The 16,822-nt window shown below is 45.4% G+C and carries 15 protein-coding genes; 5 read left to right on the top strand and 10 right to left on the bottom strand.

The features are described from left to right. Positions 1–90: 90 nt before the first annotated feature. Positions 91–708 carry a helix-turn-helix transcriptional regulator gene (locus G4D54_16555; protein ID QJA03936.1) on the bottom strand — a complete coding sequence of 206 codons (618 nt, stop codon included), beginning with the start codon at positions 706–708 and terminating at the stop codon, positions 91–93. A gap of 218 nt (positions 709–926) precedes the next feature. Here G4D54_16555 and G4D54_16560 point away from each other — a divergent pair, with 218 nt between their 5' ends. The 3 genes from G4D54_16560 to G4D54_16570 all read left to right on the top strand — a co-directional run bounded on the left by G4D54_16560 (position 927) and on the right by G4D54_16570 (position 3,263). Beyond that, complete coding sequence (locus G4D54_16560; GenBank protein QJA03937.1) at positions 927–1,268, top strand: MobC family plasmid mobilization relaxosome protein; 342 nt, start codon at positions 927–929, stop codon at positions 1,266–1,268. 134 nt (positions 1,269–1,402) lie between these two features. Continuing rightward, a complete protein-coding gene (locus G4D54_16565; GenBank protein QJA03938.1) occupies positions 1,403–1,621 on the top strand; it encodes a hypothetical protein in 219 nt (72 codons plus the stop codon). A 58-nt stretch (positions 1,622–1,679) separates the two neighbouring features. Beyond that, the gene (locus G4D54_16570; GenBank protein ID QJA03939.1) at positions 1,680–3,263 is read left to right on the top strand and encodes a recombinase family protein; all 1,584 of its coding nucleotides are present in this window, start codon (positions 1,680–1,682) and stop codon (positions 3,261–3,263) included. A gap of 143 nt (positions 3,264–3,406) precedes the next feature. Here the strand turns inward: G4D54_16570 and G4D54_16575 are convergent, their stop codons facing one another. The 6 genes from G4D54_16575 to G4D54_16600 all read right to left on the bottom strand — a co-directional run bounded on the left by G4D54_16575 (position 3,407) and on the right by G4D54_16600 (position 10,405). After that, on the bottom strand, positions 3,407–4,741 hold the full coding sequence (locus G4D54_16575; GenBank protein ID QJA03940.1) for a phosphoglucosamine mutase: 1,335 nt from the start codon (positions 4,739–4,741) through the stop codon (positions 3,407–3,409). A 19-nt stretch (positions 4,742–4,760) separates the two neighbouring features. Beyond that, a complete protein-coding gene (locus G4D54_16580; protein QJA03941.1) occupies positions 4,761–6,143 on the bottom strand; it encodes a hypothetical protein in 1,383 nt (460 codons plus the stop codon). Continuing rightward, positions 6,143–7,543: a TIGR00159 family protein gene (locus G4D54_16585; protein ID QJA03942.1), complete on the bottom strand. Its 1,401-nt coding sequence runs from the start codon at positions 7,541–7,543 to the stop codon at positions 6,143–6,145. Before G4D54_16585 ends, G4D54_16580 begins: the two co-directional genes overlap by 1 nt. A 667-nt stretch (positions 7,544–8,210) precedes the next feature. Next, a complete protein-coding gene (locus G4D54_16590; GenBank protein ID QJA03943.1) occupies positions 8,211–8,894 on the bottom strand; it encodes a hypothetical protein in 684 nt (227 codons plus the stop codon). Further along, complete coding sequence (locus tag G4D54_16595) at positions 8,884–9,222, bottom strand: PadR family transcriptional regulator (protein QJA03944.1); 339 nt, start codon at positions 9,220–9,222, stop codon at positions 8,884–8,886. Before G4D54_16595 ends, G4D54_16590 begins: the two co-directional genes overlap by 11 nt. A 412-nt stretch (positions 9,223–9,634) precedes the next feature. Beyond that, the gene (locus G4D54_16600; protein ID QJA03945.1) at positions 9,635–10,405 is read right to left on the bottom strand and encodes an HAD-IIB family hydrolase; all 771 of its coding nucleotides are present in this window, start codon (positions 10,403–10,405) and stop codon (positions 9,635–9,637) included. 105 nt (positions 10,406–10,510) lie between these two features. On the opposite strand from G4D54_16600, the gene G4D54_16605 reads away from it, so the two are divergent. Then, complete coding sequence (locus G4D54_16605; protein QJA03946.1) at positions 10,511–10,672, top strand: hypothetical protein; 162 nt, start codon at positions 10,511–10,513, stop codon at positions 10,670–10,672. A gap of 82 nt (positions 10,673–10,754) precedes the next feature. On the opposite strand, the gene G4D54_16610 is transcribed toward G4D54_16605, so the two are convergent. The 3 genes from G4D54_16610 to serC form a co-directional block, all read right to left on the bottom strand. Next, entirely contained in the window at positions 10,755–12,968 is a 2,214-nt protein-coding gene (locus tag G4D54_16610) for a DNA topoisomerase III (protein QJA03947.1), read from the bottom strand. 441 nt (positions 12,969–13,409) lie between these two features. Beyond that, positions 13,410–14,576, bottom strand: a complete 1,167-nt coding sequence (locus G4D54_16615; protein QJA03948.1) for a phosphoglycerate dehydrogenase — start codon at positions 14,574–14,576, stop codon at positions 13,410–13,412. A gap of 11 nt (positions 14,577–14,587) precedes the next feature. Beyond that, complete coding sequence (gene serC / locus G4D54_16620) at positions 14,588–15,673, bottom strand: 3-phosphoserine/phosphohydroxythreonine transaminase (protein ID QJA03949.1); 1,086 nt, start codon at positions 15,671–15,673, stop codon at positions 14,588–14,590. 245 nt (positions 15,674–15,918) lie between these two features. Between serC and G4D54_16625 the strand changes: the two genes are divergently transcribed. Further along, entirely contained in the window at positions 15,919–16,797 is an 879-nt protein-coding gene (locus tag G4D54_16625) for a LysR family transcriptional regulator (GenBank protein ID QJA03950.1), read from the top strand. Positions 16,798–16,822 lie beyond the last annotated feature (25 nt).

Genomic DNA, 16,822 nt, shown 5'->3' on the forward strand with positions numbered 1-16,822 from the left:
TAAAATTTTTATGATAAAGAGATTATGGAAACCTCAAATATCCATTCTTTAAGTTAGCGATGACTAACTTATATGTAAAAATTATAGGGCCTATTGCCCCATAATCTTCATCCACCCTGCGGTGTAAAAGGCTCTCATTTCTTTTAGATAATGCTTTGCTTCTTCAAGCGGCATTTCATGTATAATCAATTCAAAAAAAGTGTTGAACATTCCTGTGATTAAGATATGCTCCAACCGTCCATCAATGGGTGGGGCAGGTCTGCCGAGCTTTTCAAGAACCATTAAATAATCATGTGTGCCTTTTGTTTCTATTTCCACCATTTCATCAATCAGCTTTGAAAAGTGCGTTCCCTCGGAACAACAAAGAATGAGCTTAAATTCATTCAGATGTTCATAGGCGTACAAGAGCATTTCATACATACATTCGCCGGAAGTAGAGGTAAGATTGTCGGGCTGTTCCTCTGATGGGATTTCTGCAAATTCTTTTTGCGCCTTGCGAAAGCAATCTAACAAAAAGTTGTAATGTTCACCTACCAATGCTTCAAATAAATCCTCTTTGCTGTCGTAGTAGCCATATAACGCCCCTGTTGTTACACCTGCTGTTTTGACGATGTTTCTCAAGGAAGCAGACTTGAAACCTTTTTCAAGAAATTCCTGCATGGCGGCTGAAAGAATTAAGTGTAATGTCGTCTGCTCTACTTCATTCATTAACTCACCCCTCTCATATAACATCGTTATATATCACTGTTATATGATACAGTAAAGAGGGGGCTTTGTCAATAGTTTGAAAAATTTTGAATTATAGAATTGGCATTTTTCGATTTTCTCCGTATTAAGAAGTGAGAAAACTTTTTGAAAAATCTTTCTCAGAAACTTCGGCAAAATCGCCCCCTGCGTTGTTGTAGGTAGTGAAAGGAGAAATGCGAATGGAAAACAGAAAACGGAACGTGCAAATCATTGTCCGAGTGACGGAGGACGAACGGGCGTTGATAGAGGAAAAAATGAAGCAGATACCGACCATGAACCTATCTGCTTACTCCCGTAAAATGCTGATTGACGGGTACATCATTGTTTTAGATTTGCAAGAGGTCAAAACGCATACGGCGCAGCTTCAGAAAATCGGCGTAAACGTCAATCAGATTGCAAGGCGTATCAATGGAACAGGACGCATTTATGTTGACGATATGGACGAGATAAAGCGGCTCATGGAAGAAGTATGGAGATTGGAGCGTCGGCTGCTTCTGCAATTTAGGGGGCTGACAAAATGAGGGTTTGGGAAACTTCCCAACAAGCAAAAATGGGCGGCGGCAGACGGGCATTTTACGGGAACGGCTATCCGTTCCCTATGCTTGCTACGCTACGAAACTGTAAACGCTGATTTTAAAGGAAAGGACGGAAAGGAATGGAACAGAAACGAATACTAAAAAACGGACATATCGTGGTGAAAAATCCGCTTGCCTATGAATTGCCAAAGCGTGAAGTCGTGATAAAATCCGGCAGGACGCTCTACCGTTTTACGGGCAGCTATGACGGACAAAGAGCGTTGCCGAGCAAGGTTTTACGGCTTATGGAGCAGGATAATTTACAGAAAGATGATGACAATGGAAACAAAGAGCGTTAAAATAGAAATATGCAATCCTGTATTGTCAGACTGCCCGCCGATAAAGGAGGAACATTCTATGTCAAGGCAGTCTGACAACAAAATTACCGCCCTTTATTGCCGTTTATCACGCGACGACGAGTTACAGGGCGACAGCAACAGCATTGTAAATCAAAAGGCGATTTTAAGTAAATACGCAAAGGAAAACGGCTTTAAAAACACCTTGTTTTTTGTGGACGACGGTTACTCCGGGGCAAATTTCGATAGACCCTCTTGGAACGAACTTGTTGAGAAAATTGAAAATGGCGAAGTGGCGACCTTAATTGTCAAAGATATGTCCCGTCTTGGACGCGACTATCTGCGCGTGGGGCTTTATACGGACGTTCTTTTTCCTGAAAAGGGCGTGCGGTTTATCGCTATCAGCAACGGCGTGGACAGCGCACAACAACAGGAAAACGACTTTACCCCGTTTTTGAATATCATAAACGAGTGGTATTGCCGCGATACAAGCAAGAAGATACGCGCTGTGATGAAGTCCAAAGGGGAAGCAGGCGAACATCTTTGTACCAATCCGCCTTACGGCTACATGAAAGACCCCGACAACAAAAAGCGTTGGATTGTGGACGAAGCCGCCGCCGAAGTAGTCAAGCGGATATTTGCTCTCTGTTTAGAGGGCTACGGGCCGTCGCAGATTGCCCGGATTCTGAAAGAGGATAAAGTCATAACGCCGACTATCCATTTTCAGCGGACAGACAGGGCAACGAGGAATACGCCGCCGGACAATCCGTACAACTGGACGGGCGACACCATAGCCGATATTTTAGAGCGGCCAGAGTATCAAGGGCATACGGTGAACTTCAAGACCTACAAGCAGTCGTATAAGAGCAAAAAGACCTGTTACAATCCCAAAGAAAAACAGCTTGTTTTTGAGAATACCCACGAAGCAATCATAGACGCTGATACATGGGAACTGGTGCAGGAATTGCGGAAGAACAAACGCCGCCCGACAAGGACGGGAAAGACCAATCTGTTCTCTGGTATTGTTCGCTGCGCAGACTGTGGGGAAAAGCTGTATTACTGCACAAGCAAGAACTTTGAAGCGCGGCAAGATCATTTTGTTTGCTCCACTTCAAGGCTCAAAGGGAAAGAGGTCTGCCCGACGCATTTTATCCGCGCCGTTGTACTGGAGCAGGGTGTACTTGCTCATATGCGGCTTGTGATTGCCTGTGTGTCTACCCATGAGGAACGATTTAGAAAAGCTATGGGAGCGAAGCAGAAAGCCGAAGCGAAAAAAGAACTCGCGGCGAAGCAGCGGCAACTGACGCAAGCCGAACGGCGTATTGAAGAACTTGACCGAATATTTAAGCGTATTTACGAAGATAACGCCAACGGAAAGATTTCTGACAGCAGATTTCAAATGCTCTCCGACGATTACGAACAGGAGCAGGAAGAACTGCGGGAAAAGCTGTTGCAACTGAATGAAGAAATTATACAGCAGGAAGAACAGGCAGAAAACATTGATAGGTTTATCGACAAGGTGCGCAAGTATCTCGATTTGGACGAGCTGACGCCCGCTGTCTTGAATGACATGGTAAAGGCGGTATATGTTCACACGCCGGACAAGTCAAACGAACATAGGGAACAGCAGATTGATATACTATGACCTTGTGGGAATACTCCCCGCGTCCTTGCTGGGTAACCTATCAAACGGAGAAACGGCATAGCCGAAGCTACGCCGTTTCCCGAAAACAATCTTATGCTGTTTTATGAGTGCCGCCCTAAGGGAAGAGCCTTTCACACAATATGTTATAGTCCTTTTTCTTTAATGAAATCCACAATACGGTTTACATATTCCGCACACAGTGCATCGGTTTTGGCTTCCACCATAACGCGCACCAGCGGTTCTGTCCCACTAGGACGAACAAGGATTCTTCCCTCGTCACCAAGCTCCTGTGCTACTGCATCCACTGCCGCAAGCAGCTCCTTATCCTCCAGAGCGGCATGCTTGTCATGTACCGGCGTATTGATCAGCAGCTGCGGATAGATAAACAGATCTGCACACAGCTCCTTCAGGGATTTCTTTGTATCCACCATAATTTCCAGCAGCTTCATCGCAGTCAGAAGACCGTCTCCGGTATTCGCATGAGCATGAAAGATGATATGTCCGCTCTGCTCACCGCCGATGGAATAGTCATGCTCCTTCATACATTCAAACACATATTTGTCACCGACAGCCGTCTGCTCATATTTCAGACCCTTGGCCTTCAGTGCATGATACAGACCAAGGTTGCTCATCACCGTGGTCACAACAACATCATCGTGCAGAATTCCCTTATCGTACATATAGCATCCGCAGATATACATCGTGTGGTCGCCATCAATCAGGTTTCCGTCCTCATCAACAGCAATTAGACGATCCGCATCTCCGTCAAAGGCAAAGCCGACATGGTAATTGCCTTCCTTCATCATACTCTGCAACTCCTCGGGATGTGTGGAACCGCATTTGGTATTGATATTGATACCGTTTGGCGCAGAATGAATCACCTCAACGGTTGCCCCCAGCTCGCTTAAGGTTTCCGCAGCACAGCTCGTTGCACTTCCGTTGGCAAGGTCCAGCAGAATGTTCATGCCGGAAAGATCCATCGGAACAATTTCCTTCAGCCAGGATTCGTACAACTCCAGACCTTCCTCCCATTCGATCACACTTCCGATTTTCTCATTGTGTGCAACTTCGATTGACACTTCGTTGTCGATATATTTCTCAACCTCCAGCTCAATCTCCGGATTCATTTTACAGCCGTCTCCATTAAACAGCTTAATACCGTTGTCATGGAATGGATTATGACTGGCGGAAACCATGATTCCACAGTCGAAATGCTCCTTCTGAATCAGATAGGAAACCGCAGGAGTCGGGCAGACTCCCAGCAGATATACACTTGCTCCGCAGGATGTGGCACCAGCTGCCAGACCCATTTCAAACATATCGCTCGAAAGCCGTGTATCCTTTCCAATCAGAATTTTCGCATGACGGTTTTTTCCATAGTACCATCCCAGGTACTGTCCGATTTTTACCGCCATATCCAGTGTCAGCGTATCATTGGCGCGTCCTCTGGCACCATCTGTTCCAAAATATTTTCCCATATGTGTTACTCATCCTTTCCTATTCGTCGGCTACACTGCCTGTCGCAGTCACCTTAACACTACCATTCTTCAATACGTAGGTTGCCAGCTTGTTCTTGCCCTCTACGATCAAAGGCTGTTCATACGTACCTGCCTTCTCAATCTTTGAAAGATCGACATACACCTGCAGCTCCTCTTTCTTGATTTTGCTGATGATATCCTTCGCTCCCTTGACCGTTACATCTACACTGGAGGAGCTTCCCTGCGCAACCGTGAAATTCAGTCCGTCAATGCTGTTTTTAAAGGCAATCGGCACATCCCTGATGACCCGCTCCTTCGTATCCGTCAGCTTGATGGAGATGTTGGCAATATTGCTGGAAATCTTAGTTACACCGTTCGGCATAATGATTGGCATGGAAATCTCACGATCGCTCGTCAGTGTAGAGGCCGGTATGGTAATCGGTATCTCGTTAATGTTATCGAGCACAGACTGCTTCGCATAGATAGTCACATGATCCTTATCCAGCTTATAGGATTCTATTGATTTATCATTTGGAATCACACCGGTTGGATTCAGTGTGATCGGTACGTCTTTGCTTGGTTTGGTTACCTTGACACTGGCTTTCAGTGTATCCGGTATAATGTCCACCTTCATAAGGTTTCCATCTGCATCATATGCAACGATGTTTGCTTTGGTTTCAAAATCTGTTTTCACATCCTTATCCACCTTGATCAGTGCTTTTACAAATGCAATTTTATCCAGGGTATCGCTATCGGAGCGAACCAGAACCTCACCCTGCTGCAGCTGCGGTTCCCCCAGGTCATATATGGAATCCATCTGCTGGCGGTTGACGAAGTCATAGCCGACGGTAAAACGCCGTATGGATTTCTTCTTTATCGTAACAACGACGGTGGAAGGCTCCAGCACAACCTCCACACGCGCAGGCATCGCCTCCGTTGTCAGCTTCACCTCATGCGTGCCCTCGGTCAGATCGGTCATATTCGCTATCACCTTGAAATTCTTCTGCTGTTTAACGCTCTTGATATCCGTCAGATCTCCGATGATGCGCACCTTGACCGTCTCCGGCAGACCGCTTACCTCATAGGCCTGATTTGATAAGACCTGAGATACCGGAAATTCGCCCAGATCCTCAGCACTCTTCACATTCTCGAGAAAGTTCGCCCCTTGGGAATTAAAGGTCACGTAAAACAAAATAGCTAGTATCAGCGCAACGACCTTGCCGTGCTTCTGATTAAACAGCAGCTTATCCAGCCATCCGCTGATCCAGCGAAAGAACTTGCCGACCTTGATTTCCACATTTGCATAGGTTCTGGCAAACGTCTGACTCTTTTCGGCAATCGCCTTGGCCAATTCGGTCTTGCCTTCCGAGCTTAATTGTGTTTTCTTTTTTTTCTTTGCCATTAGGAATCTCTCCTTTCTGTAGCTTTCTCAGGAGTTTCTTCATCCTCATCCGCTTTCTCATAATGCAGAACGATTGCCTCAGGTTCAATAACATCATTAAACAGATCACTTGCCATATTCGTCATAATGGTTTTCCCTGTTTGCTCTTTCGGCGGCTCCTTCTTCACTTCTGCTTTTTTCTTACGGCGTGTTTTTTTCACAGGCTTCGTTTCCTCTGCCGCTTTTTGTGATTCCTCTTTTACAGCGGCAGCCGGCTTTTTCCTTACTGCCGTTTTCCGCTTCTTCGGCTTTGGTTCATCCGCTTCCGCAGCCGATTCTTCCTTCTTCTCCGAGTCGGTTACGATATTTTCAAACAGGGCGTCCAGCTTCTCATCCTGTTTCTGTGTGAGGTCCTCGATATGCAGTCGATCCACTTCCTGTTCAACGACAACAACATCCTTTTCCTTCTTATCCTGTTCTTCGCTCTTTTTCTTTTTTGTATAACGCTTGTCTGCCGCTTCCTTCTTTGTCCGCTTGTTTTTTCCCTTAAAGTAATGCGCAAATACGCCCGGCTTCTTACCGTCGTAAGGCGGCGGTGTGCTGACCTGCTCGGCAGGCTCCTCCTGATTGTCATGCACGGCAGTGCTTTGCTGCTTACAGACAACATTCATTAAGAATTCCCGCAGACTCGCTTCGGAAATCACGGTCAGCTTACCACCCTCCGCTATGGAAATATTACCTGTTTCCTCACTCACGACAATGGTGATGGAATCGGTGATTTCGCTGATTCCCACCGCAGCGCGATGTCTTGCTCCGTAGCTTGTCGGAAGCTCTCTGGTCGTTGGTGGAAAATAGGCAGCCGCACAGGCGATTTTCACACCCTGAATGATCACGGCACCATCATGCAGCGGCGTTCCGTATTGAAAAATGGAACAGAGCAGCTCGCTGGATACAACGGAATTCATCGGTGTCCCGGTTTTGATATAGTCACTGAGAGAATGTCCCTGTTCGATGGATATCAGGGCACCGGTCTTAGTCTTCGACATTTCCGCACAGGCCTTGACCAGCTCATCCACCAGATTTTCACGTTCATTGATCGTCAGCGTGGAAATACGGGAAAATACATTGGTTTTACCGATTTTCTCCAGAATACTACGAATTTCCGGCTGGAAGATAATGATGACCGCAACCACACCCCAATTCATGATGGAATCCGCAAGATTTGCGACGGTGTGAAGTCCCAGAAAGCTTGCAGCGGAACGTATAATAATTATGAGCAGTACCCCCTTGAATATCTGGATGGTACGCGAATTGTTTTTCACGATTTTCAGGCAGTAATAGACAAGTGCCCAGACACAGGCAATGTCCAGCAGCTGCTGAATCAATTCCCGTAAATTGTTCAAAGTGAAATAATTGAGCATAAAAACACTCCTCTCGTATTTTATATTATAGCACAAAGTGCTTCGTCTACCTATAGTTTTCTGATGTTGGTTAAGCCTTTCAGAAGCATTTTCCGTTCTGAAAGGCCCGTTTTTTATTGATATAAAAGAAGCTGGAAAAAAAACAGAAAAATCCGATACGGAATGCATACTTCCTCGACGCAACCTGACACCATCATACAGCCGCCTTATATTCCTGACTGTAAGAAAGACACAGGGCGCTCTCTATCGCATACCGTATCAGATACAGGATGTATCCTATACCATGCAGGAAAAACTGCTTTAAAATCGTCAAGGAGGACTGCATCCCTCATGAAACTGGTACAGTGCTCTGTAACATCATAATCCAAGGTGTAGCACACCTTCAGAAAGACACAGTTTACAATCCCTAAGCGCAACGCCGAAAAACCTGCAGCTACCTTCTGCCTCACCCGGCGGATTGCTGCATCGGACACCCCCAAAACTTATGATCCTCTGTGAAGCCCTCCGCTGCAAAACACGGTACCGCTGATTATCGGGCGCCATTTATTATGATCCTTAAGCTTTGCGTATCCACCAGAAAGCGTACCCTTTTTTCTTTGGATACATACTCCTGCTGTCATACATATTGACATGCAGCAATTCACGCATGACTTGAGGTTGTGCAGCGCTACGCTTCCTCCTGCATCCCCCGATATAAACGAAACTGCTTTTCTAATAGAAAATGATAGGCAATCCAGGATAGAATACAGCTAATCGCCAGAAGCGCAAGCAGCCACAGTGGTATGGAAAGCATCCCTGTGGAAACATGAAAGCAGGAACTGAGTAGGTAGAGAACAAATTTGAAACCCACAGCTAAAACGCCATATGCGATCAAATATGTGTACCATGCGCCCAGAATACGGTGAAAGCTGCGCCGGTTATGCCATTGTACTAGCACAGTGCTTCCTAGAATGAGCATGATATAAAACATGATGGTCTTCCATGACACAAACAGCATACCGTTTTTCACATATTCGCTCTCATCGATTCCCATCCCGATAACATCAAGCAGCGCCCACAATACCATAAGGGAGGACAGCAGCCTCCACCAGCGCAGCAGCTTTTCCAGCCGTGTCTCCTGTACCGCATTCGCACAGACGGCATCACAAAATTTCTGATAATCGCCAAATGCTTCCTCTACCTTGAGTCCGCGCGTTTGACTTTCCAGTGCCATAGCCAGAATATCGTCTCGAATATCCCTTGCGACCAGCAGGGAAATGTCCTTACTGCTCAGATAGCGCAGCATATCCTGATATACGATCATGTATTCATGGTTGAGATTTGCTTTGTCGTTATATTCATTACCGGTCATCGTTCCCACCTCCTTCAAACAGCTTGTCAATCGTTTTTGCCAGCTTGCTCCATTCCGTATAAAAATCCCGAAGATACACGCGGCCTTCTGTTGTGATCTGATAATATTTGCGTCTGGGTCCCAGTGGAGAATCCCTTTTTTCCGCACGGATATAGTGCAGCTTTTCCAGCCGCAGCAAAATCGGATACAACGTTCCTTCTGTGACATCAATCCAGCCGGCTTCCTTCATATTCATGAGGATTTCATAGCCATAGGTCATATGCTGTTCAATGATTTTCAGGATACAGCCCTCCAGACTCCCTCGCATGAGCTGTGTTTTATCGTACATGGACTCACCTCTACTTTGCGACACAAGGTACTTCCTTCATCTATATTGTACCACAAGGTAGTCGAGAGTCAACAGGAATCTACCAGACAAAGACAGCTTTTCCATATATATTTTCTATTACGTCAAAGCTCATGTTAAAGCATTTTCACATAGGAACAAATACGAGATACCCGGAAAAGGTATCAGACAAGAGATATGCAAGGAGCTTCCCCTGCTGTATATTTACGCTGTAAAGGCTAATCGGTTGTTATGCAGGCACGAAAAAAGAGCATACGTTATGCCCTTTCTAAACAGCCACATTGAAACTCCTTTTTACACATGGTTTAAAAAGGATCTGTCACACAGCCTTTCCTTTATGAAACGATGACCTTATTTCCTAATAAAGCAAAACACACCTGTACGATTTCACTGTTTACAGCTTCATCAGAAATGCAATGCATTCCTCAATACTGATAAACACATGCTCTGCCGGCTCCACGATTGCACTTCTTGCATGCATCATGGCACAGCCGTGAAATTCCTCAATCATGGGAATATCATTAAAGGAGTCACCGATGGCATAGATGGCATCATGCTCCAGACCAAGATGCTGTTCGATGAAATACAGTCCCTCTGCTTTGGAAACACCCTCCGGCACGATATCCACACAGTTCACATTCACATAGGCAACAGCGTAGCCCTTAAAGTTCGTATTGATGTAATGACTGATCTCCTCCGCAAGCATGGTGTCGTTCAGGGAAACAACCAGCTGGGATATCTTCCCGCGGTCCAATACCTCCTCCTCATGCTCGTTTGTATCCGGCATATTGCCGTATTTATGATCAATCTGATTCTCATCCACGGAAAATTTAAACCGGTGAAAGCCGTCATTGATAACATACGATACACAATCCAGGGTTTTGATATATGCGATGATATCCAGCGCCTTGTTGAAATCCATATACAGCACCTGCAGACGTTGAAAATCACGGTCATAGATCACACCACCGTTATTTGCCACAATGAAATCAAATTCTATCTTATTTTTTTGAATCTCCGTCTGTATGGACTCCATACTTCTTCCCGTAACCAGACCGAACATGTTTCCCGCTGCACGAAATTCATGTATCGCATGGACATCATTTATATCAACCAGCTCCTCTGTTCGAAGAGTACCATCATAATCACTAGCCAGAATTTTCATACGCATATCCTCCATACATTCATTTTACCAAGTTTCAATAAAAAAACAATGTTTATGTATAAGATTCATAAGCTTTTCCCATACTACTATCAGGAGGTGTTAGAAATGGCACAGAAGAAATACCGCCCAGGAATGAACTGCGAAAAAACCGGCAAATACACATGCTATGACAAAGATGGCAATGAAATGTACGGTGACGTAGACGTTGAAAAGGGCAGACGTTTTCCTCCTTCACAGGAAGAAGGATGCTACTACGAAGAACAGTAGTATCTGTTCGGCTCTGTAGAACTTATACAATGGTATAAGAAAAAAAAATTCCCATTCTCTTTATGAGATTGTGGGAATTTTTTTATGTCTTCTTCTGCTCCGCATGAAGGGCTGCTTCTGCAACGGACTGTTTTGCGGACGTATCCTTTTTCGGCACATCCACCAGACGATAGACTGCCCGTCCGTTTCTGACACCCAGCTGCAGCACCTTAATGATTTCCTGCTCGCCCTCTTTCAGCTTCACCAGGCAATATTTATCCTTTAACAGCTTTTCCGCCATGGGCAGGGTTACCTCTTTTTCAATCGATTGAAAAAAACGGTCCTCCTTCCACAAAGCGAATTTACAGCCGTTGCGATAATTCACACAGCCAAAGCCCTTGCTGTTTTCAACAATTTTATTCCCACAGACAGGACAGATACCGACCGCCTTGCGATCATCGTCGATTTCCACCTCACCGGATACACGAAGATGGGAGTAATCCTTTTTCAAATGCGGCACAAAGGCTTCCAGCACACTGTCCACCAGGGTTTTCACATCGGCATTGCCTTCCTTGATATCCTCCTGAATCACCCACCATTTTGCGGTCAGATCCGGCTTTTTGATCTCCTCCGGCAGCAGGTGGTAAAAGTCCTTTCCCAGCTGAGTAGAGATAATGTTTTTCCCCTTCATTTCCACATACCGGCGTTTGATCAGCGTCTCCACGATCTGTGAGCGGGTCGCACTTGTTCCGATCGAACCGTTCTCTCCCTTTTTATCCTTATCCTTCTTCTTCAGAATATCCTTGATTTCCTTATCCTGTACATATTTGGCAATACTGGTCATATCCCGGATCAGACTGGCTTGGGTATAGCGCTTCGGCGGATTGGTTTCCTTTTCCTGTAGTTCACTGCTTACCAGCTGTATCGGATAGGTGCCCTTCGGCAAATCGAAGCGGCTGTCATCCTCTTCCTCCTCCTGGCTGTCCTCCTTCTCCGGCGTAAAATATTTCTTATAGCCCTCATCCAGCACATAGGTACTGGTCGCTCGCAAATCCCCATATTCCGTTTTGATTATCGCACTCAGCTGCCGTTTACGAATCGGCGGCAGAAACTGCATGATGTAGTACCGGCAAATTTCCTCATACACCCTTCGCTCATCCGGAAGCAGCTGCGCGATATTGAAATCCGACATGGTTGGAATAATGGCATGATGTGCCGTCACATATTTGTCGTTAAAGCATTCGGAATGCAGCTTGTAATCCACCGGATACTGCTCATTCAGCTTGCTCATGACATGCGGCAGCACCTTGTGAGCCTCCTGAAAATGATCTTCCTTTAAATACTGAGAGTCACTTCGATTATAGGTAATGGCCTGATAGCGGTCACGCAGTGTCTGGGTAATCTGGTCCGTTTTGCTCAGATCAAAGCCGTATCTGGCATTCATATGTGCCTGCAGCTTTGCAAGGTTAAAGGGCAGCGGCGGCTTCACATCCATGAATTTCTCATCGATTTTCACCTTCTGATCCGGCTTGGCCATGATATCGCGTTCCATATCCTCCATGATATTGCGATGCAGAATATGCTTTCCATCATCCAGCAGATCACTTTTCGGTTTCAGCTGAAAGCGGATGGACGTATCGGGCTCTGCAATATGTCCACCGGTATGCAGCTCATAATATTTTTGCTTCACATGATGATCAATGGCCTCATCACGCATGACGATCAATCCCAGCGTTGGACTCTGCACACGTCCAACGCTCATGCCTTTTCTTCGCAAAAGCAGGGAAAACAGGCGGGAATAATTGATTCCCACTACATAATCCGCAACTGCACGGGCATAGGCGCTTCTACCCACAGCACGCAGTTTTTCATCATTATCGATTAGATCATGAAAGGCCTTTTTGATATTTGCCGGCGTATTGTCATTGATATATACCCGTTTGACCGGCTTTTCATTTTGTGCGTAATCCAGAATTTCGTCAATCAGAAACTGTCCCTCATCATCCGGGTCACCTGCATGGATGATCTGGTCACACTCCTGCATCAGTGCCATAATCTGTTCCACACGGTCCTTTTTATTTCCATCGGGAACCAGCTTCCAGTTTTCAAAGCAGATCGGAAGATCCTCTTTTTTCCATTTTTTATATTTTCCATCATACTCATCCGGTTCACACAGGCGCAGAAGGTGTCCGTATGCCCAGGTGATAATGACATTCTGCTTACGTATGACGCCGCGGACTTCCTTACCGCTGCCGTCAATCGCAGCCGCAATCGCTCTACCCAGCTCCGGCTTTTCCGCAATGATCAAAGAACGCATCGAATTCCTCCTTTGCACGATCCTAAACAAATACATAGAATTATATCAGAATTCTCTGAAAATTTCTAATATTTTTCAAATCAGGGTGACTGGCAATGAGACGATAACCTGTACATAAAAGATAATCTGTATATATAATAAGAAAAGCAAGCAAGCTCATCTGCAATTCGTATGGAAAAGCAGCTGCTATCAGCAGGATATCTCCTGTAATCAGCGAACGTTATCTACAGTATACTACACTCCCTGTATACTTTGACAGTCTATGAAAGCTTACAGTGAGGTCATCGATAGTCTGTACTGACATCTCCTGTAACGAAAATCATATTTTTTTCTGTTTATACCTTTTAAAAAGAAACTAAAAAAGGCACCTTGTGAAGTGAATCCCTTTCCTTTGACTGTCCAAGCTTTGGGGTTCATTTCATTGAGGTGCTTTTCGTTACATTATGCCTTTGCAGTAATCAAACGCGCATTGATAATGCCTTCCCGGCTGCGCAGTCGTTCCATCAGTTCTTCACTGACTTCATCATTGGTATCAAGGATCATATATGCATAATCCTTTTTCCCCTTATTTGCCATATTTTCGATATTCACACCGACATTGGCAAGTGCCGTGGTAATGGCACCGACCACATTCGGCACATTCTTATTGATAATGCAGATTCTGTATTTGCATTCCTGTGCAAGCTGCATATCCGGAAGATTCACAGAATGGGTAATATTTCCCGTTTCCAGATACTCCATGATTTCATTGGCAGCCATAACCGCACAGTTTTCTTCACTTTCCGGAGTGGAGGCCCCAAGGTGAGGAACTCCGATCACCTGCTCATACTGCAACAGCTCCTTTGTCGGGAAATCCGTTACATAGGCTGCAATCTTTCCTTCATCCATCGCCTTCATCATCGCCTCATCATCGATCAGACCGCCGCGTGCAAAATTCAGCACACGCACATCGCTCTTCATTGCCGCAATCGCTTCCGCATCAATGATATTTGCGGTTTTATCACTGAATGGAACGTGTACGGTTATATAATCGCATTCCTCAAAAATCTGCTTCAGATTCTGTACATGGTGCACTCTTGCCTTTAAGGTCCAGGCGGCTTTTACAGAGATGAACGGATCATATCCGAAAACCTCCATATCCATAGCGGCTGCGGCATTGGCAACCAGTACGCCAATCGCACCAAGTCCGATAACGCCCAGCTTTTTACCTGCAATTTCCGGACCGACAAAATTGCTTTTTCCTTTTTCCACAGCCTTGGAAATATCGTCACCCTCCAGAGTCTTGACCCATTCGATGCCCTTTGTAATCTTACGGGAGGACATCAGCAGTCCTGCCATTACCAGCTCCTTCACGGCATTGGCATTGGCCCCCGGCGTATTGAAAACGACAATTCCCTGTTCACTGCAGCGATCCAGCGGTATGTTGTTTACCCCTGCTCCGGCTCTGGCTATACATTTCAGATCGGTGGGAAATTCCACATCGTGCAGCTTCGCACTACGCACCATAATAGCATCGTACGTGTCAAAATCCTCAGAAAATTCATATGCACTCGGATCAAACTGATTGATCCCGGCATCCGCAATTTTATTAAACAGCTTTATTTTCATAGTTATCTCCCTTATTTATGTTCCTCTTCAAATTTTTTCATAAATGCAATCAGTGTCTGCACACCCTCCAGCGGCATGGCATTGTAGATAGATGCACGCATTCCGCCAACTGCACGGTGCCCCTTCAGATTGCTCATACCGGCTGCGGCACTTCCCTTGGCAAACAACGCATCCAGCTCTGCATTCGGTGCACGGAAGGTTACATTCATCAAAGAGCGATCCTCCCTGCGTACGGTGGTTGTATAGAAAGCACTGTTATCCAGATAGTCATACAGCAGCTTCGCCTTTTCTTCATTTCGCTTCTGCATGACCTCGAGTCCGCCCATTTGTTCAATCCATTCCAGCACCAGCCCCAAAATATAAATTGCATAGGTCGGCGGTGTGTTGTACATGGAATCCTTGTCGGCAAGGGGAGCATAGTCCATCATCACCGGTGTGAAATCCTTTGCATGTCCGATCAAATCTTCACGAACGATTGCGACTGTCAGACCGGCACACCCCATATTTTTCTGTGCTCCGGCAAAAATGATGCCGAATTTGGATACATCCACCGGCTTGGACAGGATGTCACTGGACATATCGGCAACAATCGGCACACCGTTCGTTTCCGGAACATATTTCCATTCGGTACCGTAAATCGTATTGTTCGCACACAGATATACATAATCTGCATCCTTATTCAGCTGCAGCTCCTGCTGAGCGGGTATATAGGAATAATCCGCATCCTTGCTGGAGCCTGCAAGAACGATTTCCCCGTATTTTTTTGCTTCCGCATACGCCTTATTTGCAAAATATCCGGTCACGATATAATCTGCCGTACCCTTCTGCAGCAGATTCAGGGGAACCATGGAAAACTGAGAGGTTGCTCCTCCCTGCAGGAACAAAACCTTATAGTTATCCGGTATATTCATGATGGAACGCATTCGTTCCTGTGTTTTTGTAATTATCGCATCATAGGCTTTGGATCGATGACTCATTTCCATAACCGACATGCCACTTTCCTCGTAATTCAGCATCTGCGATTGCGCTTTTTTCAACACCTCCAGTGGCAGCATGGATGGACCAGCTGAAAAATTGTAAATTCTGTTTTCGGCCATAATCAGGCACCTTCCTTTCCTCTTATACTTCATCCAACAGCATGTTTTTCTGTTAGTAAGCACTATTATAGCACAAATGAAATAAAATGAAAGTTAAAATGAAAAATTGATGTAACATTTATGAAAGAGTTTTCTCAACGTAAACAAAACAAGTACATCTGTACACATATTAAAGACACCTGTTTTTCTTTCGCTCTTCTTTTATTCGTGGTATACTTACCTTACAGAAATTGGGAGATGAGAACATGCTGGATTTTCGTTTATATACATTCCTTACGCTGTCTGAAACATTAAATTATACGAAGGCTGCGGATATCTTATGCATTACACAGCCTGCGGTTTCGCAGCATATCAAATATATGGAAAAGGAATATGACTGCAAATTGTTTTTTTATGACGGAAAGCAGTTGAATCTGACGGCTCAGGGTAAGCTGCTGGCTGAGAAAGTGCGTACCATGGTTGCGGATGAGAAAATGATCCGCAGTCTGCTGAAGCAGAATCAGAAAACACCCGCCCTGCGCTTTGGTGCCACGCTGACGATTGGGGAGTTTATCCTGCCACAGCGCTTGAACAGCTTTCTCGTTGAGCATACGGAGACCTCTTTGTGCATGATTGTGGAAAACACAGCAACCCTTTTACAGATGCTGAACAGCGGGGATATCGGCTTCGCCTTTGTTGAGGGATATTTTCCAAAGCAGACCTATGACTGGAAGCTGCTGTCGCAGGAGCGCTATGTCGCGGTAAAAGGAAAGCATTATACCTTGCAAAAGGAGGTTCGCTGTTTGAAGGATCTGGTGCAGGAAACACTGATTGTTCGGGAAGATGGCAGTGGTACCAGAGAAATACTGGAGCGCGGCATGCAGGAAATCAATTTATCCATCGCCGCCTTTCAGAGGGTGATTGAAATCGGCAATGTACAGGCTATCAAAACGCTCGTCAGAAACAATCAGGGAATCAGCTTTCTGTATGAAGCCGCCGCAAGAGAAGAGATAGAAAAAGGAGAACTGGAAGTGATCGACCTGTATGATTTCCATATTCTCCATGAATTTAATTACATTACACTGAAGGATTCGGTATTCAAGGAACAATATGACGCCTTCTTTGCATCTGTGTGCCGGCCATGATGATTGTCATGGCTTTTTTTATTTG

The sequence above is a fragment of the [Clostridium] innocuum genome, assembly GCA_012317185.1.
Classification (GTDB): Bacteria; Bacillota_I; Bacilli_A; order Erysipelotrichales; family Erysipelotrichaceae; genus Clostridium_AQ; species Clostridium_AQ innocuum.

Bases quoted from the DNA above. Each gene is read 5' to 3' on its own strand.
- G4D54_16615 (QJA03948.1), bottom strand. From the start codon at position 14,576: ATGAAAATAAAGCTGTTTAATAAAATTGCGGATGCCGGGATCAATCAG.
- G4D54_16605 (QJA03946.1), top strand. From the start codon at position 10,511: ATGGCACAGAAGAAATACCGCCCAGGAATGAACTGCGAAAAAACCGGC.
- G4D54_16560 (QJA03937.1), top strand. From the start codon at position 927: ATGGAAAACAGAAAACGGAACGTGCAAATCATTGTCCGAGTGACGGAG.
- G4D54_16570 (QJA03939.1), top strand. From the start codon at position 1,680: ATGTCAAGGCAGTCTGACAACAAAATTACCGCCCTTTATTGCCGTTTA.
- G4D54_16580 (QJA03941.1), bottom strand. From the start codon at position 6,143: ATGGCAAAGAAAAAAAAGAAAACACAATTAAGCTCGGAAGGCAAGACC.
- G4D54_16610 (QJA03947.1), bottom strand. From the start codon at position 12,968: ATGCGTTCTTTGATCATTGCGGAAAAGCCGGAGCTGGGTAGAGCGATT.
- G4D54_16575 (QJA03940.1), bottom strand. From the start codon at position 4,741: ATGGGAAAATATTTTGGAACAGATGGTGCCAGAGGACGCGCCAATGAT.
- G4D54_16600 (QJA03945.1), bottom strand. From the start codon at position 10,405: ATGAAAATTCTGGCTAGTGATTATGATGGTACTCTTCGAACAGAGGAG.
- G4D54_16565 (QJA03938.1), top strand. From the start codon at position 1,403: ATGGAACAGAAACGAATACTAAAAAACGGACATATCGTGGTGAAAAAT.
- serC (QJA03949.1), bottom strand. From the start codon at position 15,673: ATGGCCGAAAACAGAATTTACAATTTTTCAGCTGGTCCATCCATGCTG.
- G4D54_16590 (QJA03943.1), bottom strand. From the start codon at position 8,894: ATGACCGGTAATGAATATAACGACAAAGCAAATCTCAACCATGAATAC.
- G4D54_16555 (QJA03936.1), bottom strand. From the start codon at position 708: ATGAATGAAGTAGAGCAGACGACATTACACTTAATTCTTTCAGCCGCC.
- G4D54_16625 (QJA03950.1), top strand. From the start codon at position 15,919: ATGCTGGATTTTCGTTTATATACATTCCTTACGCTGTCTGAAACATTA.
- G4D54_16595 (QJA03944.1), bottom strand. From the start codon at position 9,222: ATGTACGATAAAACACAGCTCATGCGAGGGAGTCTGGAGGGCTGTATC.
- G4D54_16585 (QJA03942.1), bottom strand. From the start codon at position 7,543: ATGCTCAATTATTTCACTTTGAACAATTTACGGGAATTGATTCAGCAG.